Source organism: Maribacter sp. Asnod1-A12 (assembly GCF_045063735.1).
In the GTDB taxonomy this organism is placed as follows: Bacteria; Bacteroidota; Bacteroidia; order Flavobacteriales; family Flavobacteriaceae; genus Maribacter.
This window is the reverse complement of record NZ_JBEFNZ010000006.1, coordinates 1,657,773-1,683,770: the sequence shown is the minus strand read 5'-3', so window position 1 is coordinate 1,683,770 and position 25,998 is coordinate 1,657,773. Positions and strand designations below refer to the sequence as shown.

The following is a 25,998-nucleotide window of genomic DNA, read 5'->3' as shown; positions in this document are numbered from 1 at the left end:
TGAAACTCTTCAATCACCTTCATTACATTATCTTAAACAAAATTTATTCCAAAGTATTGTTGTATAAAAAAAGCCCAGTCTTAAAACTGGGCTTTTCCTAAATAACCAACCAAACTTTAAATTATGAAAAACCACTACTTAAAGTTGTAAGGGAACCACCCCTTAGCTGATGTAAATTTAAGACACATTATTCTACCAGTATCAGGGTTTAACTTACTTTAACGATAATCTTAACAGTTATTCACACTTATAAATAATTATTGGGAAATTCTTAAGAAACCAAGTAAGGTTTTCAGCAATTGTAAGCTTGATAGTTTTACTTCTTTACCTATTAAAACCAATATCCGATACTTACATAGAATTGCGATCTATCTATTTCTGGTGTCCACGAATACATAAGATTTACCGGTCCTAAAAAAGACTCCCAACCACAACCTATTCCATAACCCGAATAAGCAGGTGCTTTGAACCAATCTCCCGTTCTAAACAAATCATCGTCTACATTAGCAAAATTGGCCGATAACAATAAATGATTTTTTTCGGCGAATTCAAAGTCTAGTCTAGCAGATGCTTTTACAAAACTATTTCCTGGCAAACTAATAAAGTCATAACCTATAAAGGGAACCAAATTATTTATAAAATCAGTACCATAGCCTCCGAGTATAAAATCGAAAGAAGTTACACTAGAGGTGCCTAATTTAAAGCCTCCTTCAGTTTCTACGTTCAATGAAAGATTTTTAATTAGCGGTAACGCCATGCCTAACCGGGCTTTCGAAACTGAAAAATCTTTAAAATTATTGTTATAGTCAGATGACAATACATAATAATGCATATCCCCATTAAAATACAAACCCCTAGAAGGAAAGTATTTATCATCATAAGTATCTAGCTTTAGTTGCCCATAAGCACTAATAAAATTACTTCGTTCAAAATAAGTTCTCGTATTAGTTGTCGTATTATCAGATACAGACGAATCTGTTATATCACCAAATGTTCTGGTACTATATTTTAAATGCTTGTATTCTGTACCCAAGGTAAAAGCAAACTCTTCTTTAACAACAGTTTGAATATACAATTGATTTGTAAAGTCGGATACATTTAGATTAAGCGTGTTTAATTGTGTTCCCGAACTTACTTCAAAATTACTTTCTATTAAATCAAAACTTATCTCTTGCTCAAACTCATTGAATCTAGAATTAACACCAAAGCTCCAATACGTTCCTTTATCTATATAGTACTCAAAATTATATCTGATATTATCTCCTAGAATGATATCTAATGAAGCTACATCATCTCTCGAAGCTACCCGCTTCTTTGTAAGATTAATGATAGCCGCGCTTTTATATAAATCATCAAAATGTGCCCCTAGCCGTAAAAAAGAAGTATTTCTTATTTCGTCTAATGGTAGAATTAAATCTTCGCCTCCATCTAAATTGTGAAGTAGCTTATATTTTATAGTTCTAAAATTACCCGTAGCTGATAAATTACTAATGCCTTGTTGTAATTTCTTAAAATCTATAGGCTCATCTAAATTAAACCTAAGCTTACCTTTGACATAACCTCTAGTATGATCCGTATTGCCATCGATCATCAATCTATTAACCGTTAGCTTATCATCTGCGTCAACAGCAGGTATTGAATTTTTATCTTTCGTATAATTTACAGCAAGCTTGTTTAGTTCTTCAATCTTTAAATTTGCAGCGTCTTCACCTGTTTTAACTATTTCTTTTAACCTATTAAAATCAATTACAGAATACTCTTCTATTTTTGGTTTAATATAAATATCGGTCTTCATAGACTTCAACTCCATATCGGCAACTGTTCTATAATTATTTATTTGCAGTAAAATTTCCGTAGCAGATAATAGAGCGTCCCTATCAGACAAATCATGCTGCACATCGACCCCGATAATAATATCGGCTCCCATTGCCTTAACCTCATCAATTGGGTAATTATTCACCACACCACCATCAATCAGTACTCTATCATTTATTATTGTAGGTTCAAAAAGCGAAGGTAAAGTACCACTGGCCAAAATAGCTTCTGGCAAATATCCTGAATTTAAAATCACCTGTTTACCTGTTTCTATATCGGTCGCAATACACACGAACGGCGTAGGTAACTTATTAAAATCATCTATATCTTTTACATGATACAAAAGCTTTACAAATTCATTGTAAATGTTTTGACCTCCAGAAAAGGCTGGTGGAACAGAAACCTTGAAGTTTTTAAACGGTAAGGTCAATGCATATCGTTCAGAATCTTCTTTTTCATAAAAAGTCTTTGCGCTTCTTGGCAAGTTATCTTGTATTAACGAACCTATATTAGTGGCTTTGAATATTGAATCTAATTCCGCCGCCGTATAACCCGCTGCATATAATGCCCCCACTATGGCACCCATACTTGAGCCCCCGATATAATCTATTTCTACACCAGCCTCTTCAATAACTTTTAAAGCACCGATATGAGCCATACCTTTTGCACCACCACCACTTAAGACCAGACCTATTTTAGGGCGTTTCTTTTCTTCTTCATTTTGAGCTAACAATGATGTAGTAGTGAATAAAATTATCCCTAAATAAAAAACTATTCGATTTATACTATTCTTTACGAAAAGACTCATATATCTTTTTTGCTTTTGACACACCAACTTCTTGACTTAGAGCTTCTACCGAAGCCTCTTTAATTCGTTTTACCGATTTGAATGTTTTTAACAACTGTTGCGCAGTCTTTTCACCTATCCCATCAATACCTTCAAGTTCGGAATTGATAGCCCCTTTACTTCTTTTATTTCTGTGAAATGTAATACCGAATCTATGGGCTTCATTTCTTAAATATTGAATAATCTTTAAACTTTCAGATTTCTTATCTAAATATAAAGGTATCGGGTCTTCTGGAAAATAAATTTCTTCCAATCTTTTTGCTATACCAATAATGGCAATTTTACCTCTTAAACCCAAAAGGTCTAAACTTTTTAGAGCAGACGACAATTGCCCCTTACCACCGTCAATTACAATTAATTGAGGTAATGGCTGCATTTCTTCTTGCAATCTTTTATATCTACGATATACAACCTCTTCCATAGACGCAAAATCATCTGGCCCAGTAACTGTCTTTATATTATAATGTCTATACTCTTTTTTTGAGGGCTTGCCGTTTTTGAAAACTACACATGCCGCTACAGGATTACTACCTTGAATATTACTATTATCAAAACACTCAATATGCCTAGGTTCGGCAGACAAACGTATATCTTTTTTCATTTGCGCCATTATCCTATTCGTATGCCGATCAGGGTCAATAATTTTAATTTGGTTAAATCGTTCTTGCCTAAAAAATTTTGCATTTCGTTCAGATAAATCTAGAATTCTTTTTTTATCCCCTAATTTAGGAACAGTAATTTTTAAACCTGGAGAAACGGCGATTTCAAAAGGTACAAACAATTCTTTAGAGTCAGATTTAAACCGCTCTCTAATTTCAACAATAGCCAACTCTAAAAGATCCGTATCTTTTTCTTCAAGTTTCTTCTTAATTTCCATGGTATGAGACCTGATAATAGAACCATGGGCTAACTGAAGAAAATTAACATAAGCAAATGCATTATCAGATATAATACTGAAAACATCGACATTACTAATCTTAGGGTTGACAATGGTAGATTTTACCTGATAGTTTTCTAATACATCTATTTTATCTTTTATTACTTGAGCTTCTTCGAACTTCATTTCAGCTGCAAGGGATCTCATCTGGCTTTTAAAATACGTAATGGAAGATTTAAAATTACCTTTAACAATTTGCCTAATATCATCTATTTGACGATCATATTCAGTAATTGATTGATAACCCTCACATGGCCCTTTACAATTACCTAAATGATACTCCAAACAAACCTTATACTTACCTGAATTAATTTTTTCAGCTGACAAATCGTAATTACATGTTCTTAACGGATAAACACTTTTAATTAAATCTAAAAGTACCCTTACAGTTTTCATACTTGTATATGGTCCAAAATATTCTGATCCGTCTCGTATCACCCTTCTAGTAGGAAAAAGTCTGGGGAAACGTTCATTTTTTAAGCATAGCCACGGATACGATTTGTCATCCTTTAATAATACATTATATCTAGGTCTAAGTTCTTTTATTAAATTATTCTCCAACAAAAGTGCATCTGATTCTGTTGGAACAACAATATGTTTTATAGCTCTAATCTTTTTAACCAGAACACGAGTTTTACCATACTCATGGTTCTTATTAAAATAAGAAGAAACACGTTTTTTTAAATTCTTTGCTTTACCTACATACAAGATAGCTTCATTACTATCATAAAATTGATACACCCCTGGACCAGTAGGCAATGCACTTAACTGTATGTTTAAAGGAATCTCTGTCATAATATAGCACCACTAAATTAGGCTTTAATAGCCACTTTAATTACATGATATTACTTAATTATTGCTTCTAATTATTTTGTGAATTTGATAATTATTTTATAATTAAATAATTATCAAATAAAATTTATGGTTATAAATTATAATATCGATAATTAACAAAAATACACACAAAGTTAATCTGTTTAAAATCAAACAATTAAATGACTTAAACGAGCTGAACATGACTTAAAATGTTAATTTTATTATAAATATGTGCATTTCAACGAGAAAAATGTGCATTTCAAAGAGATTGTATTGATTATTTTACCTATTTTTAACTCAACAACAACAACTTTTGGTTCATTTACAAATAAATTAATATGGATAGCTATATCATCACTTTAGGAACATACCTTATTTTAATGTTATTTTTTAAAGTATTTTTTGCTGTTGCAGGTAAAGAGTAAATTAAAAAGAGCATACGCTAAAAACACTTCACGATGTTGAAGAAAAATTTGCGTAGAAAATATTTAGATTTAAGAAGTTCCCTAGATAGTTCTCAATCTTCTTCAAAAAGTATTGCTATTGCAAATGCTGTGTTGCAAATGCCAATTTGGAACAATGAATACTTTCACATTTTTCTACCTATTGAACAAAAGCATGAAATAGATACCGAGGGAATCATTTCAATATTTTTAGGTTTAGACAAAAATGTTATCGTACCTAAAATTATTTCAGATACCTTGTTAGAGCATTACCTACTGACCGATAATACCAAATTTACCACCAACCACCTAAACATACCCGAACCTGTTGACGGTATTACAATTGAACCTAAGAAATTAGATGTTGTTTTTATACCGCTTTTAGCTTTTGATAAAACAGGAAATAGAATTGGATACGGCAAAGGATATTATGACCGATTTCTTAACGAATGTAGAAGTGATATTATAAAAATCGGATTATCGTTCTTTGAAGCCGAAAATAAAATAGAGGATATTGAGCCTACAGATATACCTCTCGATTTCTGTATTACTCCGTATAAAACTTATTCTTTTTGAGTACTCTTAATTTTGTACGACCTCATTCTCTTTAGTTAAGGGCTCTTCTTCTTTATTAAATGCTCTTTTATTAAAAACCAACAATATACCTACACCCGTGCTTATTGCGGTATCGGCAATATTGAAAACCGGTTCAAAGAATCTAAAATTCTGCCCGCCTACTACAGGCATCCAAGTTGGCCAAGTTGAATCTACCATTGGAAAATATAACATATCTACCACCTTACCATAAAACATTTTGCCATAAGGTTCATCAGAAAATAGGGTTGCTACTTCATTATAACTTTCGTTGAAAATAGCACCGTAAAAAACGGAGTCCAATATATTACCTAAAGCTCCTGCAAATATTAATGAAACCGCCCATATTAAAGTATTTGAAGCTTTTTTCTTAATGACGTCAAAAAGCCAATAACCTATACCGAAAATGGCAAATAACCTAAAAACGGTTAATACCAGTTTTCCAATATTATCTGAAATTGGCAGTACATCACTAAGCTTAGCACCCCAAGCGGCACCTTCGTTTTCAATGAATAATATTTTAAACCAATTAAATACATCTACAGATTCACCGAGTACAAAATGGGTTTTAATATATATCTTACTCCATTGATCAATTATTAAAATCAATAAAATAAATAGGACAGATTTTTTAATGTTCATGAGCTTTTATCAATGAGCGCAAAAATATAAATATTATTCGGTTTTACTGAGATCTATATTTCCGGTTACAGTTTGTACTTTAAATGTAGAATGACCAATGGGAATTGGATTAGCTGACACGGTCCCATACTTACTAATAGCTTTAACATTAGCAGCATTTGAAATTACCTTTACACTTCCGCTTTGAGTTTTCACATTAGCTTTTGCTTGAACGTTCTTCAACAAGCAAGCCCCGTCAGACAAGGTTATATTAAGTTCTTTATACTCCCCTTCTATATTTACTCTAGAATTGGTGCCAAAAACTTCTACTTTTTTATGTAAAGGCATGGTCAATCTTAACAAAATGGAAATTACCTTATGAGCACTTAATTTATCATTTGGGTTTTCAAAATTTGGAGTGAAACCAGCCTTAATTAATAATGTAGTACCGTTAGTTACAACTTCTAAATCTAAGTCTTGACTGTATTCACCCTCCATTTCCGCCTCTACATTAATCTCATTGCCAACCACCGTATTCACCTCAACAATAAAACAATTGGCTGCATCAATTTGAATTAAATCAATATTACTTGCCAGAACCTGATTATGTCTCTTTTTTTGAGCTTGAAGCCCAGAACAAAGTACAAGCAGAAAACAAAATATTTTGGCTTTCAAAATTATAGCTATTAAAAAAACGCCCTTAAGGCGTTTTTAATTATGATTGCATATTTTTAGCTTCAATACTAAGTGTAGCGTGCGGCACAAGCTTTAATCGTTCCTTATTAATCAATTTACCCGTTACACGGCAAATACCGTAAGTTTTATTTTCTATACGTAAAATAGCATTTTTAAGATCACGGATAAACTTTTCTTGTCTAATTGCCAATTGTGTATTTGCTTCTTTGCTCATTGTTTCTGAACCTTCTTCAAAAGCTTTAAAAGTAGGCGATGTATCATCGGTACCATTATTACCATCGTTCATATAAGCACTTTTCAAGAGTTCCAAATGGCTTTTCGCCTTTTCTATCTTGTCTTCAATCAATACCTTGAATTCTGCCAAATCTTTGTCAGAATACCTTACTTTTAAATCTTCTGCCATCTTTTAATGTTTTTCAATAAACAATTTAGTGTTCACTTCGTCAAAAGCAATTTCTATGCCTTTTTCTAATTTTTCTACAAAATTTAGTTCTGCAGTTAAAGTTTCTGTTTTGATATACTCTACATTGTTTTTTACAGCAACTTCTACAAAACCATCCTTCAATACCTCAATTGCAATTTTATCTGTCACCTCAAAACCAGAATCTTTTCTAATATTCTGAATTCTATTGACCAACTCTCTTGCAATTCCTTCATTTCTCAACTCCTCATTAATCGTTACATCTAAAGCAACAGTTAATTTACCAGAGGTCGCTACCATCCAACCTTCAATATCTTGAGAAGAGATTTCTACATCCTGCAACTGTAAAGTAATACTTTTATTTTCTAATTGGATTGTTAATTCGCCATCCTGCTCAATTTTTTGGATATCATTCTGACCAAAACCATTGACAACTTGAGCTATCTGCTTCATTTCTTTTCCGAATTTTGGACCTAAAGTCTTGAAATTAGGCTTAATACGTTTTACCAATATTCCAGAAGCATCATCTAATAGTTGTATTTCCTTAACGTTAACTTCAGATTTTATTAATTCTGAAACCGCTTCAATTTCTTCCCTATCCTTGTTATCAAGCACAGGAATCATAATTTTCTGCAATGGTTGACGCACTTTTATCTTCTCTTTCTGACGTATAGATAACACCAAAGATGATATCACCTGTGCCTTATGCATCTTCACTTCCAAGCTTTCATCGATCAAGGACTCATCTGCCACAGGGAAATTTGCTAAATGCACACTTTCAAAACCATTTTTTACGGTAGCTTTATTTAAATCTAAATATAAACGGTCCATAAAAAACGGTGCAATAGGTGCAGAAAGTTTAGCTACTACATCTAAACAGGTATAAAGAGTTTGATAAGCCGCAATTTTATCTGTAGCATATTCTCCTTTCCAGAAACGTCTTCTACACAAACGCACATACCAGTTACTCAGGTTCTCTTGAACAAATTCAGATATTGCCCTAGCAGCCCGTGTTGGCTCATATTCATCATAAGCCGTATCAACGGTTTTGATCAATGAGTTCAACTCAGAAAGAATCCAACGGTCAATCTCTGTACGTTCTGCCATTGGCACATCTGCTTCAGCATACGTAAACTCATCCAAATTCGCATACAATCCAAAAAATGAATAGGTATTATATAAAGTACCAAAGAACTTACGTTTTACCTCTATTATACCTTCAGTATCAAACTTTAAGTTATCCCAAGGGTTAGCATTACTGATCATATACCACCTTGTAGCATCGGCCCCATGCTCGTTCATTGTTTCAAAAGGATCAACGGCATTGCCTAAACGTTTAGACATTTTCTTACCGTCCTTATCTAAAACGAGTCCGTTAGATACTACATTTTTATACGCTACAGAATCAAAGACCATAGTTGCAATTGCATGCAAGGTATAGAACCAACCACGTGTTTGATCAACCCCTTCCGCTATGAAATCCGCAGGAAATGTTTTTCCCTCATCTATCAATTCTTTATTTTCAAACGGGTAATGCCATTGAGCGTAAGGCATAGAACCACTATCGAACCAAACATCGATAAGATCACTCTCACGTTTCATTGGTTTCCCCGATGACGAAACTAAAGTAATTTGATCAACTATATTTTTATGTAAATCTATTATATCATAGTTCTCATCAGACATATCATCTACTACGAAGTCTGCATAGATATCTTTTTCCAGAACTCCCGCTTCAATTGCCTTGGCCATTTCTGACTTTAATTCAGCCACAGAACCAATGATAATTTCTTCTTTACCGTCTTCTGTTCTCCAGATCGGTAGTGGAATACCCCAATAACGCGATCTAGAAAGATTCCAATCATTTGCATTTGCCAGCCAATTACCGAATCTACCTTCACCTGTTGCTTTTGGTTTCCAGTTTATGGTTTGGTTCAATTCAAACATTTTATCCTTTATATCGGTTACTTTAATGAACCAAGAATCTAACGGATAATATAATATTGGCTTATCTGTACGCCAACAGTTAGGGTAACTGTGCACATACTTCTCTACCTTAAAAGCTTTATTCTCTTCTTTTAATTTAATAGCAATTTCAACATCTATAGAACGTTCTGGAGCTTCGCCATCATCATAGTATTCATTCTTAACATACTTACCACCAAACTCTTTTAGCTCTGGTCTAAACTTACCTTGCAAATCAACTAAAGGAACCAAATTTGCATTTTCATCTAACACCAACATTGGCGGAATTTCAGGAACTGCCTGCTTGGCAACAGAAGCATCATCTGCACCAAAAGTTGGCGCGGTATGAACAATACCTGTACCATCTTCTGTAGTTACAAAATCACCTGCAATTATTCTAAAAGCGTTTTCTGCATTTTCATAGGGAAGTACGTAATCTAACAACTGCTCGTATCTAATGCCCAATAAATCTTTCCCCTTAAATTCTTTTACTACATAAAAAGGAATTTTCTTATCACCAGACTTATATTCTAACAACTCTGACTTTCCTGACACCTCTGTGAATTTACCTGAGAATTGCTTACCTACCAAATTCTTGGCAAGCACCACATTCATTGGTTCAAATGTATACTGATTATAAGACTCAACTAAAACATAATCTATTTTAGAACCAACAGTCAACGCCGTATTAGATGGTAAAGTCCAAGGGGTAGTCGTCCAAGCCAAAAAGTATATGGTGCCTTCGTTCTGTAAAAACTCAGGTAACGTTTCTTCTACAGCCTTAAACTGTGCAGTTACCGTAGTATCGGTAACATCTTGGTAAGTACCTGGCTGATTTAACTCATGTGAACTTAATCCTGTACCAGCTTTTGGCGAATATGGTTGTATGGTATAGCCTTTATATATTAAATCTTTTGAATATATCTGCTTCAGTAACCACCATACCGTCTCCATATATTTGGATTTATAGGTGATATACGGATCTTCCATATCTACCCAATACCCAACTTGTTCGGTCATGGAATTCCAAACATCGGTATATCTCATTACCGCTTTTTTACAAGCAGCATTATATTCTTCAACCGAAATTTTAACTCCGATATCCTCTTTGGTAATACCCAATTCTTTTTCAACACCCAATTCAATAGGAAGTCCATGAGTATCCCAACCTGCTTTACGCTTTACTTGAAAACCTTTCATGGTTTTATACCTTGGAAAGATATCTTTTATGGTCCTAGCCATTACATGATGAATACCCGGCATACCGTTTGCAGATGGCGGACCTTCATAGAATACATAACTATCCTTACCCTCACGAGTAGATATACTTTTTTCAAAAATGGCATTCTTTGACCAGTAGTCAAGTATTTCTTCTGCGACCTTTGGTAAATTCAATCCTTGATATTCTGTGAACTTCATAAAAAATGCTTCTAGTACTGCGTTTAAAAGGCTGCAAAATTATAAAATTTTGATCAAAAAGGAGCGTATTGACCATACTGAAATACTTATAAATCACCTATTAAAGTATTTATTTACATCTGAAACATCCAAAAGTTAAAATTATCCGTATATTATCCTGAACAATTAACCATTTAACGTTTACACAATGAAAAAAGTAATTTTAGGATCATTAGCAATTTTAGCACTTAGTATGTCTGTTTCATGTAGAGATGCAGCCGATAAAGCAAAATCTGCAACTGAAGAAGCTGGAGCCGCATTAGAAAATGCTGGTGAAGATTTAAAAGAAGCAGGTAAAGACTTAGAAGAAGCTGGCGAAGGTGCTATGGATGCTGCAAAAGAAGCAAGCGAAAATGCAATGGATGCCGCTGAAGATGCTGCCGATACAGTTAAAGAAGCTGGTAAAGAAGGTATGGACGCCGCTAAAAAAGCAGGTCAAGACGGTATGGATGCTGCTAAAGAAGCAGGTAATGATGTAAAAAAGGCTGCTAATGATGCAGCTGATAAAGCAGCTCAAAAAGCTGCTGATGTAGAAAAGGCGGTTAAACACTAACAATAACCTTTTTTTATAATTTTAAAGACCCGTTAATAACGGGTCTTTTTTATTAAAAATTATATCCTAATCCAATAATTAAATTTATACCAGGCGCTACGATACCTGAAGAATACGTTCGATATCGTTGGTCTGTAAAATTCTCTAAGCTAGTAGTAATTTTAATTCTATTTGTTACATCATATTGAGAACGAAAATTTAAAGTATACCATGAAGGAGAAAACGGATTTCCATTTTCATCGACAGCGTATATATATTCCTTCTCTTGCTCTGATACTGCTAATTCATCATTTGAGATTTCTCCATTATAATTCAAGAAAAAATCTGTTCGTAGTCTTTGATTTTTCCACACAATATGAAAATCACCAAAAGTAGGTGCAGCATGCCTTGCAGGGGTTTCCGAACCATCATCTTCTTCCTCAACGCCCTCTGTTAATGTCAAATTAGATGATAATGACCATTGTTCTGTTAAATAAGCCTCTAGCCCAAACTCAAAACCATATACATAAGCTTTTGCCGCATTTTGAATTGCCTGCACATTACTTAACTCGCCACCATACTCTATTTCAGAAATGCCGTTATAACTAAAATCTCTTCTGACCAAAGCATCTACCAAATAAGTGTAATACGCCGTTCCTTTTAAAATTAGCTTATCGTTTAAATTTCTCTGAATACCTATCTCTGCATTATATGCATACTCAGGTTCCAAATCTGGATTTGGAACTACTACCGACCCCGGTTCAGAATCAAAAATCTTACCTACATCATCTATGTTTGGAGCCCTAAAGCCTGTAGATCCATTTAACGTGACTTGCAGATTAGCTCTTGGAAACCAGCTAAAACCAATACTCCCCGTTAATGCGCCAGTACTTAAATCAGCAGTGTCGAACGGAAAATCATAAAAAGTATCATCGAATACCGCATCTACCCAAACATGACTATACCTTAAACCGGACATAATCGTGAAATTAGGTTTCGCTTTGTATTCCCCGTTTACATAACCTGCCAAACTTTGCCAAGTAGAACCATCTGGATATCTGGAAGCCGCATCGGTTTTTTCATTAGTATTAATATTAAAGTCGAAACCATTCGACCCTACCTTATTGTAGATATATTCACTACCATAATAAAGCTTAAAATCTCCAATCTTCTTATTCTCGAAATCGATATTAAAGTTTAGTGCATCTACTTTTTCTTCGGTAGTGTTTCTAACTTCATCTTGAAAATCTCTATTAATTCTACTTTCTTCAAAATGCTGATACGCCAAACCTAACTTTAAACCATCATATACTTTTCCGTTTCCTTTTTTCTGTAATTGTGCGTTACCCATAAGCCATTTTTGTGGGCCATAATCCCATTCAGCAGAGCGCAAACCCAAACCATCACTCGACGGCCTAATTAAACGATCATATCTTGAATAGTCTGATGTTTCTGTATAATATGCCCCAAAATTTAAATCCCATTTTGAATTAGGCTTAAATAGAAATTTTTGCATTAAATTAATTTGATCATAACCAGTGGGTATTTGTTTTTTTGGTGAATCATTTTCAACCAATTCATCTATACCATTTATAGTTTGAACATATGTATTTCTTAAATAAGAATCTGGTCCATGAGAACCCATTCTTAAATCTTGAAAATTATTATAGGTAACACTTGTAAGTGACGACCACGTTTTTTTACCTATATTAATATCTGCATGTACCGTATTCTCCATATTCGCCGAAGCGAACCTATAATTAGCATTACCACGCAGCAATAGACTATCACTATCAGATAACATAGGTTTTTTAGTATAAAAATTCATAACCCCACCAATGGCATCACTTCCATAAATAACCGAACCCGGACCAAAAATTACTTCTGTATTCTTAATTGTAAAAGGGTCAATTGATATAACATTTTGCACATTACCACCTCTAAATATGGCATTGTTCATTCGCACTCCATCTACAGATAACAACAACCTGTTGGTAGCAAAACCACGAATCATTGGACTACCACCGCCCATTTGACTTTTTTGAACAAACACTTTACCGCTATTTTGAAGTAAATCTGCAGCCGTTTGTGGAGTTGAGAAAGAAATTGACCTTGCGTCTATAGATATTATTCTATTCGGAATATCTCTTTTTTGTTGTTCCCATTTAGAGACAGACATAACCACCTCATCTAATTGTTGAGCCTTCATTATTAAGTAAGCCCTTTTTCCTTGCCTTAGCAGTTGTATTTTTGTGGTTTTAAATTCTTGATAACCAATATGTTTTAAGGTGATGCGCTCTTTACCCATAAATACAGAAGCATCAAAAACTCCATCAAAGTTTGATAATGCAATCTTAGATTTATCTTTATTGTATACGGCAACATTAGAAATCTCTTCTCCACTATCGGCATCTAAAACGATAATTTCTTGAGCATTGCCAAGACAACAACATAAAAAAAGTGTTAAAAATAGATACTTACACATATGTATTGAAAACTTCATTTAAAACCGCGAGCGACTTGGGTTTCCTAAAACCTTGTAAATGCAATTCAAAATAAAGTATTAAGGATTTTAGTAATTCGTGGCGATTGGTTTTTTTCATTTTTACAGTATGCATTGCATCAAATTTTGTGCCCAACAAGGTCTTGAAATAATAAATATTTTCACCTCTTAAAATTGGGTTCAATGATTCTACTGCGGCAAACTCGCCTTCTAACAAATCGAAATAAGGCTTATCTATCTGATATACATCTGGATAAAAACCTAAAAAACGTGTCAATGACAGCATAAAATGGAGATGAAAATTAGCAACATCCTTATGTACATCCAACCATTGTAACGATGCTTCTAAAAATTGGAACAAATCTTCATTCTTTTCTTCTTCGCGTATACTATTACCTAATAATTCTGCTAAAAATAAGGTCATAGCGTTCTTCGCCATGTCTGCATATAATGTTTGATAATGATAAAACACCTTAGCTTCTTTAAGTGTCTCTAATGTTCCCTTGTTTTTGTGATTGGCAACAATTTCTAATTGAGTTAATGGCTGAAAATATGCAGTTTTTAATTTCCCTTTTTTTGAAGACAAAACACCTCGTAGTAGGTAAGATTTAATTCCGTCAGATGCTGTAAAGGCTTTAACAATTAGACTTGTATCGCCATATTTTAGTGCAGAAAATACTATTGCCTTTGTGGTTACCTGCATATTATGACATCTGTTTCAACAAAGATAGTTGATTGAATTTTGGTAATGAAAAGGTATAAAAAAATGCGAGGCTGTGCTACAGAACCTCGCATTATAAATTTATGTGCTTTAGCTAATCTAATTTCTAGATTACGCCTTGTGCAAGCATTGCATCTGCAACCTTAACGAAACCAGCAATGTTGGCTCCTTTTACATAGTTACAGAACCCATCTTCTTCTTTACCGAATTCAATACAAGAATCATGAATATCTTCCATAATATCCTTTAAACGCTCATCTACCTCTTCACGTGTCCAGCTAATTCGTAATGAATTCTGAGACATTTCCAATCCAGATGTTGCAACACCACCTGCGTTTGAAGCTTTACCAGGTGCAAACAATATTTTTGCGTTATTGAATTCATGAACAGCATCGGTATTACAAGGCATATTTGCACCTTCTGCAACACACATACAACCGTTCTTCAATAGATTTTTAGCATCTTGTTGATCCAATTCGTTTTGGGTAGCACATGGTAATGCAATATCACATTTTACTTCCCAAGGTGTTTTCCCTGCATGAAATTCTGCAGATGGATATTTATCAGCATATTCAGAAATACGACCCCTTTTATTATTCTTAAGATCCATTACAAAAGCTAACTTTTCATCGTTGATGCCATCTTTGTCGTAGATGTAACCACTAGAATCTGAAAGTGTGACCACTTTGGCACCTAATAAAATTGCTTTTTCTGCGGCATACTGAGCTACGTTTCCTGATCCAGAAATTACTACCGTCTTACCATCAAAACTTTCGTTTTTGGTCTTCAACATACTTTGTGCAAAATATACAGTACCGTACCCTGTTGCTTCTGGTCTTATTTTAGAACCACCCCATGAAAGACCTTTACCAGTTAAAACACCGGTAAACTCATTTCTAATCTTTTTGTACATGCCAAAAAGGAAACCGATTTCACGAGCACCAACACCAATATCACCTGCAGGCACATCGGTATTAGGACCAATATGTCTGTTCAATTCTAACATGAAGGCATGACAAAAACGCATTACCTCATCATCAGATTTTCCTTTTGGATCAAAATCAGAACCACCTTTACCACCACCCATAGGTAATGTTGTAAGACTGTTCTTAAATACTTGCTCAAAAGCTAAGAATTTTAATATACTTGCATTTACAGTCGGATGAAAACGCAAACCACCTTTATACGGTCCAATAGCAGAGTTCATTTGTATTCTATATCCACGATTTACATGAATTTCACCATCATCATCAACCCAAGCCACTCTAAAAGAAACTAAGCGCTCTGGCTCAACCATTCTCAATAGAATGTTCTTACCGTTATATATGTCTTGTTTTGCAATATAAGGTATAACAGTTTCTGCAACTTCTTGCACCGCTTGTATGAATTCTGGTTCATGTCCATTTCTGGCTATAACCTCATCCATAAATGCTTTTATTTTATTCTCCATAAAGCTATTTAAACTTATTTAAATTATTGATTTCAAAATATAACGTCAAAATTATGCTATTTGTGTAATTTGATTGCTTATTTTTTTAAAATTCGATAAAAATTGTTGTTTTGACAACAAACTACCTATACTTGCTACATTTAATTTAACATTTAGGGCATTATCCTATCGCTTGTTCTATATCTTTAATTAAATCATCAACATCTTCAATACCAACACTTAATCTTATCAAAGCATCAACCACACCACTACTAAGTCGTTCTTCTTTTGGAATACTTGCATGGGTCATACTTGCAGGGTGACCGGCTAAGCTTTCTACACCACCTAAAGACTCTGCTAACGTAAATACCTGTAACTTTTCTACAATCTTAATCGCATCTTCATAACTACCTCCTTTAGGCACAAATGAAATCATACCCCCAAAATCTTTCATCTGTTCCTTGGCGATAAGATGATTAGGATGATCTTCAAAACCTGGCCAGTATACTTTTTCAATTTTAGGATTGTTTTTAAGATATTCTGCTATTGCTTTTCCATTTTCACAATGGCGTTGCATACGCACATGTAGCGTTTTTATTCCTCTTAATACCAAAAAACTATCCATAGGTCCACAAACGGCACCGCTTGCATTTTGTATAAAATAGAGGTTATCCGCTAATTCTTTATCCTTAACTACCAAAGCACCAACAACGGTATCGCTATGACCACCAAGATATTTGGTAGCAGAATGCATAACTATATCTGCACCCAATTCTAAAGGCTTTTGTAAATATGGGGTAGCAAATGTATTATCTACCGCCAGCAAAATTTCAGTATTCACAGTTAAAGCAGCTATCGCTTTAATATCTATAATATTCATCATTGGGTTAGTTGGTGTTTCTACCCAAATTAATTTTGTCCTTGAATTTATTTGTTTTCGCACGGCATTTGTTCCTTGCATACCTACAAAATGAAAAACAATACCAAATTTTTCAAAAATCTTTTTGAATATTCTATAAGTTCCTCCATAAAGGTCATTTGTAGAAATTACTTCATCTCCCGGCGCCAATAATTTAATGACCGCATCTATTGCCGCAATGCCACTACCAAAAGCTAAACCATATGCTCCCCCTTCAATACTTGCCAATGAATTTTCTAAAGCTCTTCTGGTTGGGTTGGCACTTCTAGAATATTGATACCCCTTATGTCCTCCTGGTGTAGTTTGTGCATAAGTCGAAGTCTGGTATATTGGTGGCATAACTGCCCCATAAGCCTCCTCTGGTTGTTGACCACCATGAATGGTTTTTGTATTAAATCTTATGTCTTTAGAAACCATATTCAAGTATTTATCACACAAATGTATTGTTATCTTTTGGGGATTACAATGAAGCTGTATTTTTACATTAAATCTATCTTTCAATGAAATCTAAGCTTACCTACCTACTTATTTGTTTTTTAATCATAGCATGTAACAACAAGAATTCTCTTTCTTTTGAATCGATAACTATTGCTACAGATTCTTGCGAAAATTGTACATCGGTACAAATAGAAATTCCACAAGCCACCGAAAATACAAAACTGGCCAAAACAATTAATACAGCTTTAACAGGCGAGATTATCGCCTTATTAAATTTTGACGAGGAAAGCAATGCTCAAAACCTTAATGAAGCCAAAGAAGCATTTGTTAATGACTATGAAGAACTTAATGGTAAATTTCCTGAAGAATCTATGCCTTGGGAAGCTACTATAAAAGGAGACATCACTTTCGAAAACAACCAAATAATTACCATTAAACTTGAGTCTTATATTTACACAGGTGGGGCTCATGGTTATGGAACCAACCGATTTTTAAATTTTGATAAAATTACCGGCAAGGAGCTATATCAAGAAGATTTGTTCAACAACTTAGATGAATTTAGAGCTTATGCCGAAACACTTTTTAGAAAGCAAGAAAATATACCCGCACAAGGCTCTATAAATAACACCGGCTTTATGTTCGAAACAGAGCAGTTTTACTTACCCGACAATTTAGGTTATACCGAAAACGGACTGCTACTTTTTTACGAACCTTATGAAATTGCCTCTTTTGCAGATGGTCCAATAACCCTTACCATATCTTACACAGAAGCAAATTCTTTTTTAAAACACCAACAAAAGCCTTAAGCTAATTGTTTTAACAACAAATTGATTTGCCCGCTATGAAGACCTTCGTGAAACAAGTTAAATGTTATAGCATCATCAATATTTTTAAGTGACACTCCCGCACTAGTGGTATACTGTTTAAAAGATTTAAAAAGTGAAGATTCATAATCTTCCTTAAGCCAATCTACGGTAGAAATTAAAAAATCTGCGATTATCATCATTTCTTCATCAGATGCAGTTCCGTCGGGGAATGTTCCTTTTGTAAATTTTGCAACCAATTCATTTGGTATACGCATCTGTAAATCACTAAACTTATAAATAAGAACTTGCTGGGTTGAAACGGTATGCGCAATGTTCCAATAAATATTATTATTAAAACCTTCTGGTATTTGAAGAAGCTTTTCTTTTGAGGTATCAGTTAAAATCGCATATAGATTTTTGCGATTTTGCAGCATTACATCATATGTATTCTCTATCATAATTTCACATTTAAAGCTTTGTAAAAATAGTACAATTAATGATATTTAGGTTTCTTTGTATTTACGATCAAGTCATCATACAATCTTGTTTTACCGCTTCCAAAAAAAATATCACTTAACTAATTAAAGTCATGAAAAAAATATATCATTTAAGTACTTGTTCTACATGCCAACGCATTATTAAAGAATTACACCCGCTTACAGATTTTGAATTACAGGATATTAAGACGGAAACTATAACTAAATCTGAACTCGAACAAATGCATAGCCTTTCTAATAGCTATGAAAATTTATTTAGCAAAAGAGCAATTTTATATCGCGAACGAAATTTAAAAGAACAAAAACTTTCAGAAGCGGACTATAAGAATTTAATTTTAGAACAATACACCTTTTTAAAAAGACCTGTAATTATTGTTGATGACCAAATATTTATTGGCAATAGCAAAAAAGTGGTAGAAGCCGCTAAAAAGGCAATTCATTCGTGAACAAAAGACTTTTAGCCATACTTGCTGCAGTGGGCGCAACCACTATCTATGGACTAAACCACACCATAGCCAAAGGAATTATGCCTCATTATGTACAACCTTTCGGTTTTATCATTTTGAGAGTTGTGGGTGCTGCTATTCTCTTTTGGTTTATTTCACCTTTAGGACCAAAAGAACGGATAGATCCTAAAGACTATAAACGCCTATTTATTTGTGCATTATTGGGCATGGCAATGAATATGTTGGTGTTTTTTAAAGGCTTATCACTATCTACACCTATAAATAGTGCAGTATTAATTACCACTTCCCCTATAATTGTACTTATACTATCTGCCGTTATTTTGAAAGAAAAGATTACTAGAAGAAAAATACTAGGTATTACCATCGGTCTACTAGGGGCATTAGGTCTAATTCTATTTGGTGCCGAAATTAGACAAGACGCCCCCAATATTCCGCTAGGTAACTTCTTGATTTTTATGAACTCTATGTTTTATGGGTCATACTTAGTGTTGGTTAAAGTGCTTATAAGTAAGTATCATCCGTTCACCTTCATGAAATGGTTATTTTCATTAGGCGTGCTAATATGTCTACCTTTTGGTTACGAAGAATTCATGGAAATATCATGGAGCACATTACCTTTTGAAGCTTATTTTGGTATTGGATTTGTAATTTTAGGTACTACTTTTTGCACCTATCTTTTTAATATTTTCGCCCTTACACAATTGAAAGCATCTACGTTAAGTGCGTTTGTATATGTACAACCATTAATAGGTATTTCTTACGCTGTTGTTACCGGGCAAGACACTATAACAACTGTAAAAATTATTGCAGCTTGTTTGGTTTTAATCGGAGTATATCTTTCTAGTAAAAAAACCAAAAAACCAAGTAATAAACAATTAGGTATGTGATTTTTTTGAATTTTCTAGATGAAATGCGATTGCTTTAATCGCCTTCACTTCATCTCGTTGATGCATGGCCGATACTAAATTAATATGTTCTTGCATAATTTCATTTAAAGGTCTATTTATACCAACCAGGTCCATAAATGGTAATATTTTGGCAGACTTAAATAGTTGGTACAAGGTTCTATTACCACAGTTTTTGGCAATGAACTCATGAAAGAAACGATTTACCTTATAGAATACATATTCGTTCTTTGGTCCATTCTCGAAAGGGACTAGTAAATTTCTTAGATCATCTATTTTAGATTGCGATACATTACGTGTAAAAAGTTTTACCGTCATAGTTTCTATAGCCATTCTACATTCAAACATCTCTAAAATTTCTTGGTCAAATAACTCTCTTACAGAAAGACCGTTGTCCAAATCACCTACCAATAAACTCTCTTGCTTCAGTTGTAATAGAACAACAGGTATGGTATCATCTTTAATATTTAATGTATGCGATAGCCTATGTTCTGTAATAAGTTGACCAGGAATCAACTTTTTAGTTACGATCAATTTTTTAACTTTTCCGTATGTCTCTTGAAATATCTCTTCTGGTAGGCTAACCATAAAAGTATTTATAATATTAGTGGTTATTCAAAATTTAATTGCGAAACTAGCTTCAATCATCTGCTTAAAGAATTAAAAATAAGTTATTTAACACTTAAATTCCTATAAATTCACTGGAATTTTCAAGAACTTTCTAGAATCTTCCTTTGTTAAGACTTTAAAATTTTCACCCTTTTCCAATTCACTGAATTTATCAAGTAGATCATTAGATAAACCTGTCAATTTTCTGGTCTTTAAATCCATCCATGCCCCCATCATTTCACAGCGAGCTATATTTTCGCCTTTATGGTTGTAAAAATTATGGTGAAATTCAAAAAACTTTCCATCTTCACTTAATCCCATAACTTCTAACGATACTTTAATCGGCTTACCAGGAAATACTTCTTTAAAATAATATACATGCTCATAAAATACTACTGGTCCTATCTCGTGAGCTGCCATAGTTCTATGATCAAAACCTTGCTCCATTAAAAAAGCCATACGGGTATGACTCATAAAATTAATGTATGCAGAGTTGGCTAAATGACGATTTGCATCAACATCACTCCATCGTATTTCAAAATCCTTAGTGTACATATCTATATTTTTTTCTTATGCATGCATAATACCCCATAAAAATAACATAGTTTTGAAATTTAAGAACTATAGGACACGGTTTTTTATCGTAAATTATAAATCACGTTCAAATTCATATGATTATGTCAAATAAACCTGCTTTCATTAAAGATTTATCATTACCTGCGGTTGCAGCCCCAATGTTTTTAATTTCTGGTCCGCAATTGGTCATTGAATGTTGTAAAAATGGAATTGTTGGTACTTTCCCTGCATTGAACCAACGTACTAGTCAAGGTTTTGAAGAGTGGCTAATTGAAATTAAGACCGCTTTGAATGTGTTTGAACAGGAGACCGGTAAAAAAGCCGCTCCTTTTGGTGTTAATTTAATTGTACATCCTACAAACCCGAGATTAGAGGCTGATATAAAATTATGTGTTAAACATAAAGTACCCTTAATTATTACTTCTTTAGGGGCTGTATCTAAAGTAGTAGATGCTATACATAGTTATGGCGGATTAGTTTTTCACGATATTATCAAAAAACGTCATGCAGAGAAAGCGGCCGAGGCTGGTGTAGACGGTTTGATCCTTGTTGCTGCCGGTGCCGGTGGTCATGCAGGTACGATCAACCCCATGACATTGGTTGCGGAAATAAAGAAATTTTTTCATAAAACAATTCTTCTTTCCGGATGTATAAGTACCGGTAGAGATATTGCTTCTGCCTTACAAATGGGCGCAGATTTAGCATACATGGGCACTCGTTTCATTAATACCGATGAAAGTAAAGCTACACCTGAATATCGCCAAATGATTATTGATGCAGGTGCTAGCGATGTGGTATACACAGCATCTATTTCTGGTGTACACGCCAACTTTCTTGGTGCAAGTTTAAAGGCTGCAGGTATTACAGAAGAAGACCTCAAGAAAGATGTTAAAATAGATTTTGGAAAAGAATTGAATACCGAAGCTAAAGCCTGGAAAACTATTTGGTCTGCAGGTCAAGGCTCAGCGTTAATTGAAGATTCTACCTCTGTTAGCGATTTAGTATCACAATTAAAAACTGAATTTAAAGAAGCTATCGAAGAACAAATTAAAGTTCTAGAAACCTATCCTAAATAAAAAAATAGCTTATACATATAAATGCCTATAGTTGACTCTTCATACAATCCACCTTTGTTTTTTAAGAACGGGCACTTATCTACGATTTATTCTGGAATAGTTAGAAAAGTAAAGAATTTAGAGCAAATTCGCATTCGTATTACCTTACCCGATTCTGATTTTTTAGACACTGACTGGAGCTATGCTTCATCTGCTTCCAAAAAATTGGTTATCATAATTCATGGACTCGAAGGAAGCTCTAAACGTGCTTACATTCAAGGGAGTGCCAAAGTTTTAATCGAATCTGGTTATGATGTCTGTGCCATTAACTTAAGAGGATGTAGCGGCATCGCCAATAAATTATTCAGGTCTTATCATTCAGGAGCCACTGAAGATTTACACGCCGTAATCGAACATGTTTTACAATTAAAAGAATATCAGAATATTTACTTACATGGTTTTAGCCTTGGTGGTAATCTTCTACTGAAGTACTTAGGCGAAAAACGAGAATTGCCTATTGAAATAAATGGTGCCGTTGCTATTTCAGTTCCTTGTCAATTGGCAGATTCACTTCACCAGTTACTACAATTTAAGAACGCGCTATACGCCAAACGTTTCAAGGGAAATTTAATTAAAAAACTGAAATCAAAACAAGAGTTGTTTCCTGACCTTATTTTAGATACCGATATCGAAAATATTAAAACCCTTAAAGACTTTGATGATTTTTATACCAGCAGAGCTCATGGATTTAAAGACGCAATGGATTATTATAGCAAAAGTAGTAGTCTTCAATTTTTAGAAAATATTACCGTACCAACCTTAATAATCAATGCTTTGAACGACTCTTTCTTAGGTACTGAATGTTACCCTATTGAAATCGCAAAACAGCATAATAATCTTTTTCTAGAAATGCCCAAATATGGTGGTCATGTCGGTTTCTACGGAAAGGATAACATTACATATACAGAACTACGCACATTAGAATTTTTAAAGAATTTAAGCTAAAACTACCATTCAGAACCAAACTTAAACAAATTCTTCGAGGCTTAATTTTATTGAATAAAAACAACAATACTACCTTGTTAAAATATACTAAGACCCGCAAAAATTCAATATATTAGTCCTTTAATTACAGACAACATTTAAAATTTATTAAAGTATGCGCAAATTATTCACTTTATTAGCTCTTAGCACCATGATTATTAGTTGTGGCGAGAAAAAAGAAGAGAAAAAAGATGGTTTTGAAATGAACAGAACCAAAAAAGAGGCTAAAACAGAAACGACAAGTGAAGGCGTACCTGTTGATTTAGACAACAAAGGTGTAGGTCCAATAACCAGTGTTAGTTTTGACGATGCCGTAAATGAAAAGATGGCAGCCGCTGGTAAAGAAAAATTTCAAGCTATATGTACTGCTTGTCATATGGCTGAACAACGTATGATCGGACCTGCTTTAAAAGGTGTTTACGAACGTAGAAGTCCAGAATGGGTAATGAACATGATTATCAATCCTGATAAAATGTTGAAAGAAGATCCTATTGCAAAAGCATTATTGAAAGAATACAACAATGCAATTATGCTTAATCAGAATTTAAATGAAGAGGATGCTCGTAACTTAGCAGAATACTTACGTACGCTATAAAGTTAAACGCCAACCTAATACCGAAAACCCTTTCATGAACATGAAAGGGTTTTCTTTTTACCTATTACTCATTGTCATTTTATAAAGTATGTTTTTACTACTTTTTACGACCAATTAGGTATTAAATGATTCATATATGCAAAACGATAAAATAAAAATAGATATAGTTTCTGATGTTGCTTGCCCATGGTGTTATGTTGGTAAGAAAAGATTAGAAAAAGCAATAAAAGAATGGGATGGCGCCGAGATAGAAGTTGAGTGGCACCCTTTTCAACTAGACCCAAATATACCAAAGGAAGGACTAGACAGGGATACTTACCTTACCAATAAATTTGGCAGTGTAGACGGACCTCTGGAAATGACGAAACGTTTAGAAGAAAGCGGAAAAGAAGAAGGTATCAACTTTAACTTTGGGAAGGAATGGTTGGCGGTAAATACACTACCGTTACATCAACTTTTACATGTGGCAGGTGAAGAGGGTTTTAAAGACGCTCTTAAAGAACGTTTTATGAAAGCATACTTTGATGAAAATCTTCATTTAAACGATGTTGTCGTTCTAAGTTCCATTATGGCGGAATATGATTGGACGGCAGAAAAAACAGAAAAAGTTATAAATGACGACGCTATTGCCTATGTAGTAAAACAAGAAATTGCGCATTACCAGCAACGCGGTGTCAACAGTGTCCCTTTCTTTATTATCAATGACAAGTTCGGTATTAGTGGTGCACAACCACCTGTAGCTTTTTTAGAAGCTTTTCAACAAGTATCACCATTAAAAATAATTGCTACGGGTGATAGTTGTGATCCTTCTACAGGAATTTGCTAATTTAATACTAGCTAAAAATTATTATTAATTATAAAACAAAAGATATGAAAGCATCATTTTCTGATATCATTAAAGGGGACACTCCGGTTTTAGTAGACTTTTTTGCTGACTGGTGTGGACCTTGTAAAACGCTAGCTCCTATTCTAAAGGACGTGAAAACCGATTTAGGAGACGCTATTAAAGTCGTAAAAATCGACGTAGATAAAAATCAAACATTGGCATCTCAATACCAAGTTAGAGGTGTGCCTACTATGATTCTTTTTAAAGATGGAAAGCAGGTTTGGAGACAATCTGGGGTAGTACCAAAAAATGACTTATTACAGATTATAAATTCTAACTAATAGAATTTTAAACATACCGGACTAGGCAAATCAACTTGGCTTACAAAACTTAGAGTGCCATTTTCTGCATCTCTATTAAAAACAACAATATTGTTGCTACGTTGATTTGCTACCAGTACATATTTACCAGTAGGGTCAATAGTAAAGTTTCTTGGCCAATCGCCCTTTACAAACTCTCTACCTACCAATTCTAATTTTCCAGTAGTTTCATCTACCTTGAATATTACTACTGTATTCTCCCCTCTATTTGTTCCATATAGAAATTTACCATCTGGTGATAAATGAAGATCAGCGCAAAAACTCTCTCCTTCAAAATCTGATGCTACAGTATCATACGTTTTCTTACCATAATACTTGCCATTCTCTTTCTGAAACATTGTTATGGTAGAGTTTAATTCATTGATTACATAAAGAAATTCTGCATCATTAGAAGTTACAAAATGTCTTGGTCCTGCACCTTCCGCAACCACTAACTCTTTTTGATTGCTTGGAATAAAATTATTATTGGACGCCGTGTACTTTTTTATTCGGTCAAGACCTAAATCAGACACCATTAATTCTCCGTTTAAAAACGATGCCATATGTGCATGAGCTTTCCTAGTAGAATCCAAAACTTTATGATCTATAATTTGTGGAGAAGGTTTTAGATTTCCATTTTCCAAAGCATTATACACTGCAACATTACCACCAGAATAGTTTGCTGCTGCCACTAGATTGCCATCTTTACTAACACCTACAAAACATGGGTTAGCGCCATGTGTAGATTGTTCTTCTACATATACAAGAGAAGTATCCTTTACTCTGAATGTGGTAATTGACCCATCGTCCTTTTTATAATCATCTACTTCGCTTACGGCATATAAAGAATTTCTATCTGGAGAAAATGTTATGTAAGATGGGTTTTTAATCTTAGCAACTAAAGTTTGGTTTGTCAATTCACCAGTACCTAAGTTTAAATTGAATTTATAGATACCTTCACTTTCACCATCGGTATATGTTCCTACAAATAAAACTTGTTCGTTTTTAGACTCTTCCACCTTACAGCTGTTTATAATAGATAATGTGGCAATAGCTATTAAGACTATTACAATGGCTTTATATTTCATCCTTTAAAAATAAGAA

General features: G+C 33.9%; 24 protein-coding genes. 10 read left to right on the top strand and 14 right to left on the bottom strand.

Going from position 1 to position 25,998, the window contains the following annotated elements; translation table 11 throughout:
• Positions 1–331: 331 nt before the first annotated feature.
• Positions 332–2,623 (bottom strand): patatin-like phospholipase family protein, encoded by a 2,292-nt coding sequence (locus ACJJVP_RS07150; protein WP_405412145.1) that lies wholly within the window; start codon positions 2,621–2,623, stop codon positions 332–334.
• The gene (uvrC, locus tag ACJJVP_RS07145; protein ID WP_405412143.1) at positions 2,601–4,394 is read right to left on the bottom strand and encodes an excinuclease ABC subunit UvrC; all 1,794 of its coding nucleotides are present in this window, start codon (positions 4,392–4,394) and stop codon (positions 2,601–2,603) included. Before uvrC ends, ACJJVP_RS07150 begins: the two co-directional genes overlap by 23 nt.
• Before the next feature lie 479 nt (positions 4,395–4,873).
• On the opposite strand from uvrC, the gene ACJJVP_RS07140 reads away from it, so the two are divergent.
• A complete protein-coding gene (locus tag ACJJVP_RS07140) occupies positions 4,874–5,434 on the top strand; it encodes a 5-formyltetrahydrofolate cyclo-ligase (protein ID WP_405412141.1) in 561 nt (186 codons plus the stop codon).
• A 6-nt stretch (positions 5,435–5,440) separates the two neighbouring features.
• On the opposite strand, the gene ACJJVP_RS07135 is transcribed toward ACJJVP_RS07140, so the two are convergent.
• From ACJJVP_RS07135 to ileS, 4 genes are read right to left on the bottom strand one after another with little or no spacing between them, the layout of a single operon-like run.
• The gene (locus ACJJVP_RS07135) at positions 5,441–6,094 is read right to left on the bottom strand and encodes a lipoprotein signal peptidase (protein ID WP_405412138.1); all 654 of its coding nucleotides are present in this window, start codon (positions 6,092–6,094) and stop codon (positions 5,441–5,443) included.
• 33 nt (positions 6,095–6,127) lie between these two features.
• A complete protein-coding gene (locus ACJJVP_RS07130; protein WP_405412136.1) occupies positions 6,128–6,748 on the bottom strand; it encodes a hypothetical protein in 621 nt (206 codons plus the stop codon).
• A 40-nt stretch (positions 6,749–6,788) separates the two neighbouring features.
• Positions 6,789–7,172 (bottom strand): TraR/DksA family transcriptional regulator, encoded by a 384-nt coding sequence (locus ACJJVP_RS07125; RefSeq protein ID WP_405412133.1) that lies wholly within the window; start codon positions 7,170–7,172, stop codon positions 6,789–6,791.
• Positions 7,173–7,175: 3 nt separating this feature from the next.
• Positions 7,176–10,574 carry an isoleucine--tRNA ligase gene (gene ileS / locus ACJJVP_RS07120; RefSeq protein WP_405412131.1) on the bottom strand — a complete coding sequence of 1,133 codons (3,399 nt, stop codon included), beginning with the start codon at positions 10,572–10,574 and terminating at the stop codon, positions 7,176–7,178.
• 187 nt (positions 10,575–10,761) lie between these two features.
• Here ileS and ACJJVP_RS07115 point away from each other — a divergent pair, with 187 nt between their 5' ends.
• Positions 10,762–11,166, top strand: coding sequence for a hypothetical protein (locus ACJJVP_RS07115; protein WP_405412129.1), 405 nt, complete (start codon positions 10,762–10,764; stop codon positions 11,164–11,166).
• Between the two features lie 52 nt (positions 11,167–11,218).
• Here ACJJVP_RS07115 and ACJJVP_RS07110 read toward each other — a convergent pair whose 3' ends face one another.
• From ACJJVP_RS07110 to ACJJVP_RS07095, 4 genes are all read right to left on the bottom strand, one after another.
• On the bottom strand, positions 11,219–13,630 hold the full coding sequence (locus ACJJVP_RS07110) for a TonB-dependent receptor plug domain-containing protein (RefSeq protein WP_405412126.1): 2,412 nt from the start codon (positions 13,628–13,630) through the stop codon (positions 11,219–11,221).
• Positions 13,623–14,351, bottom strand: coding sequence for a DNA repair protein RecO (gene recO / locus ACJJVP_RS07105; RefSeq protein WP_405412124.1), 729 nt, complete (start codon positions 14,349–14,351; stop codon positions 13,623–13,625). The genes ACJJVP_RS07110 and recO overlap by 8 nt, the downstream gene beginning before the upstream one ends.
• A gap of 124 nt (positions 14,352–14,475) precedes the next feature.
• Complete coding sequence (gene gdhA / locus ACJJVP_RS07100; protein ID WP_405412121.1) at positions 14,476–15,819, bottom strand: NADP-specific glutamate dehydrogenase; 1,344 nt, start codon at positions 15,817–15,819, stop codon at positions 14,476–14,478.
• 160 nt (positions 15,820–15,979) lie between these two features.
• Positions 15,980–17,134, bottom strand: a complete 1,155-nt coding sequence (locus ACJJVP_RS07095; protein WP_405412120.1) for a cystathionine gamma-synthase — start codon at positions 17,132–17,134, stop codon at positions 15,980–15,982.
• Positions 17,135–17,217: 83 nt separating this feature from the next.
• Here ACJJVP_RS07095 and ACJJVP_RS07090 point away from each other — a divergent pair, with 83 nt between their 5' ends.
• Complete coding sequence (locus ACJJVP_RS07090; RefSeq protein ID WP_405412118.1) at positions 17,218–17,961, top strand: DUF3298 and DUF4163 domain-containing protein; 744 nt, start codon at positions 17,218–17,220, stop codon at positions 17,959–17,961.
• On the opposite strand, the gene ACJJVP_RS07085 is transcribed toward ACJJVP_RS07090, so the two are convergent.
• Positions 17,958–18,419 carry a DinB family protein gene (locus tag ACJJVP_RS07085; RefSeq protein WP_405412117.1) on the bottom strand — a complete coding sequence of 154 codons (462 nt, stop codon included), beginning with the start codon at positions 18,417–18,419 and terminating at the stop codon, positions 17,958–17,960. The two genes, ACJJVP_RS07090 and ACJJVP_RS07085, sit on opposite strands and share 4 nt — an antisense overlap.
• A gap of 131 nt (positions 18,420–18,550) precedes the next feature.
• Here ACJJVP_RS07085 and ACJJVP_RS07080 point away from each other — a divergent pair, with 131 nt between their 5' ends.
• Together ACJJVP_RS07080 and ACJJVP_RS07075 are read left to right on the top strand one after the other, a co-directional pair.
• The gene (locus ACJJVP_RS07080) at positions 18,551–18,904 is read left to right on the top strand and encodes an arsenate reductase family protein (RefSeq protein ID WP_405412115.1); all 354 of its coding nucleotides are present in this window, start codon (positions 18,551–18,553) and stop codon (positions 18,902–18,904) included.
• Complete coding sequence (locus ACJJVP_RS07075) at positions 18,901–19,812, top strand: DMT family transporter (protein ID WP_405412113.1); 912 nt, start codon at positions 18,901–18,903, stop codon at positions 19,810–19,812. The genes ACJJVP_RS07080 and ACJJVP_RS07075 overlap by 4 nt, the downstream gene beginning before the upstream one ends.
• Here the strand turns inward: ACJJVP_RS07075 and ACJJVP_RS07070 are convergent.
• Both ACJJVP_RS07070 and ACJJVP_RS07065 read right to left on the bottom strand, forming a co-directional pair.
• Positions 19,801–20,418 (bottom strand): GntR family transcriptional regulator, encoded by a 618-nt coding sequence (locus ACJJVP_RS07070; RefSeq protein WP_405412111.1) that lies wholly within the window; start codon positions 20,416–20,418, stop codon positions 19,801–19,803. The two genes, ACJJVP_RS07075 and ACJJVP_RS07070, sit on opposite strands and share 12 nt — an antisense overlap.
• 102 nt (positions 20,419–20,520) lie before the next feature.
• The gene (locus ACJJVP_RS07065) at positions 20,521–20,994 is read right to left on the bottom strand and encodes an acyl-CoA thioesterase (protein WP_405412109.1); all 474 of its coding nucleotides are present in this window, start codon (positions 20,992–20,994) and stop codon (positions 20,521–20,523) included.
• Between the two features lie 122 nt (positions 20,995–21,116).
• Here ACJJVP_RS07065 and ACJJVP_RS07060 point away from each other — a divergent pair, with 122 nt between their 5' ends.
• The 5 genes from ACJJVP_RS07060 to trxA all read left to right on the top strand — a co-directional run bounded on the left by ACJJVP_RS07060 (position 21,117) and on the right by trxA (position 24,876).
• The gene (locus ACJJVP_RS07060; protein WP_405412107.1) at positions 21,117–22,091 is read left to right on the top strand and encodes an NAD(P)H-dependent flavin oxidoreductase; all 975 of its coding nucleotides are present in this window, start codon (positions 21,117–21,119) and stop codon (positions 22,089–22,091) included.
• A 21-nt stretch (positions 22,092–22,112) separates the two neighbouring features.
• A complete protein-coding gene (locus ACJJVP_RS07055; protein WP_405412105.1) occupies positions 22,113–23,075 on the top strand; it encodes a YheT family hydrolase in 963 nt (320 codons plus the stop codon).
• A 154-nt stretch (positions 23,076–23,229) separates the two neighbouring features.
• Positions 23,230–23,709 (top strand): c-type cytochrome, encoded by a 480-nt coding sequence (locus tag ACJJVP_RS07050; protein WP_405412103.1) that lies wholly within the window; start codon positions 23,230–23,232, stop codon positions 23,707–23,709.
• 136 nt (positions 23,710–23,845) lie between these two features.
• The gene (locus ACJJVP_RS07045) at positions 23,846–24,535 is read left to right on the top strand and encodes a DsbA family oxidoreductase (protein ID WP_405412100.1); all 690 of its coding nucleotides are present in this window, start codon (positions 23,846–23,848) and stop codon (positions 24,533–24,535) included.
• Positions 24,536–24,579: 44 nt separating this feature from the next.
• A complete protein-coding gene (gene trxA / locus ACJJVP_RS07040) occupies positions 24,580–24,876 on the top strand; it encodes a thioredoxin (protein ID WP_036157315.1) in 297 nt (98 codons plus the stop codon).
• On the opposite strand, the gene ACJJVP_RS07035 is transcribed toward trxA, so the two are convergent.
• Positions 24,873–25,982 carry a lactonase family protein gene (locus ACJJVP_RS07035; RefSeq protein WP_405412098.1) on the bottom strand — a complete coding sequence of 370 codons (1,110 nt, stop codon included), beginning with the start codon at positions 25,980–25,982 and terminating at the stop codon, positions 24,873–24,875. The two genes, trxA and ACJJVP_RS07035, sit on opposite strands and share 4 nt — an antisense overlap.
• Positions 25,983–25,998: the final 16 nt, after the last annotated feature.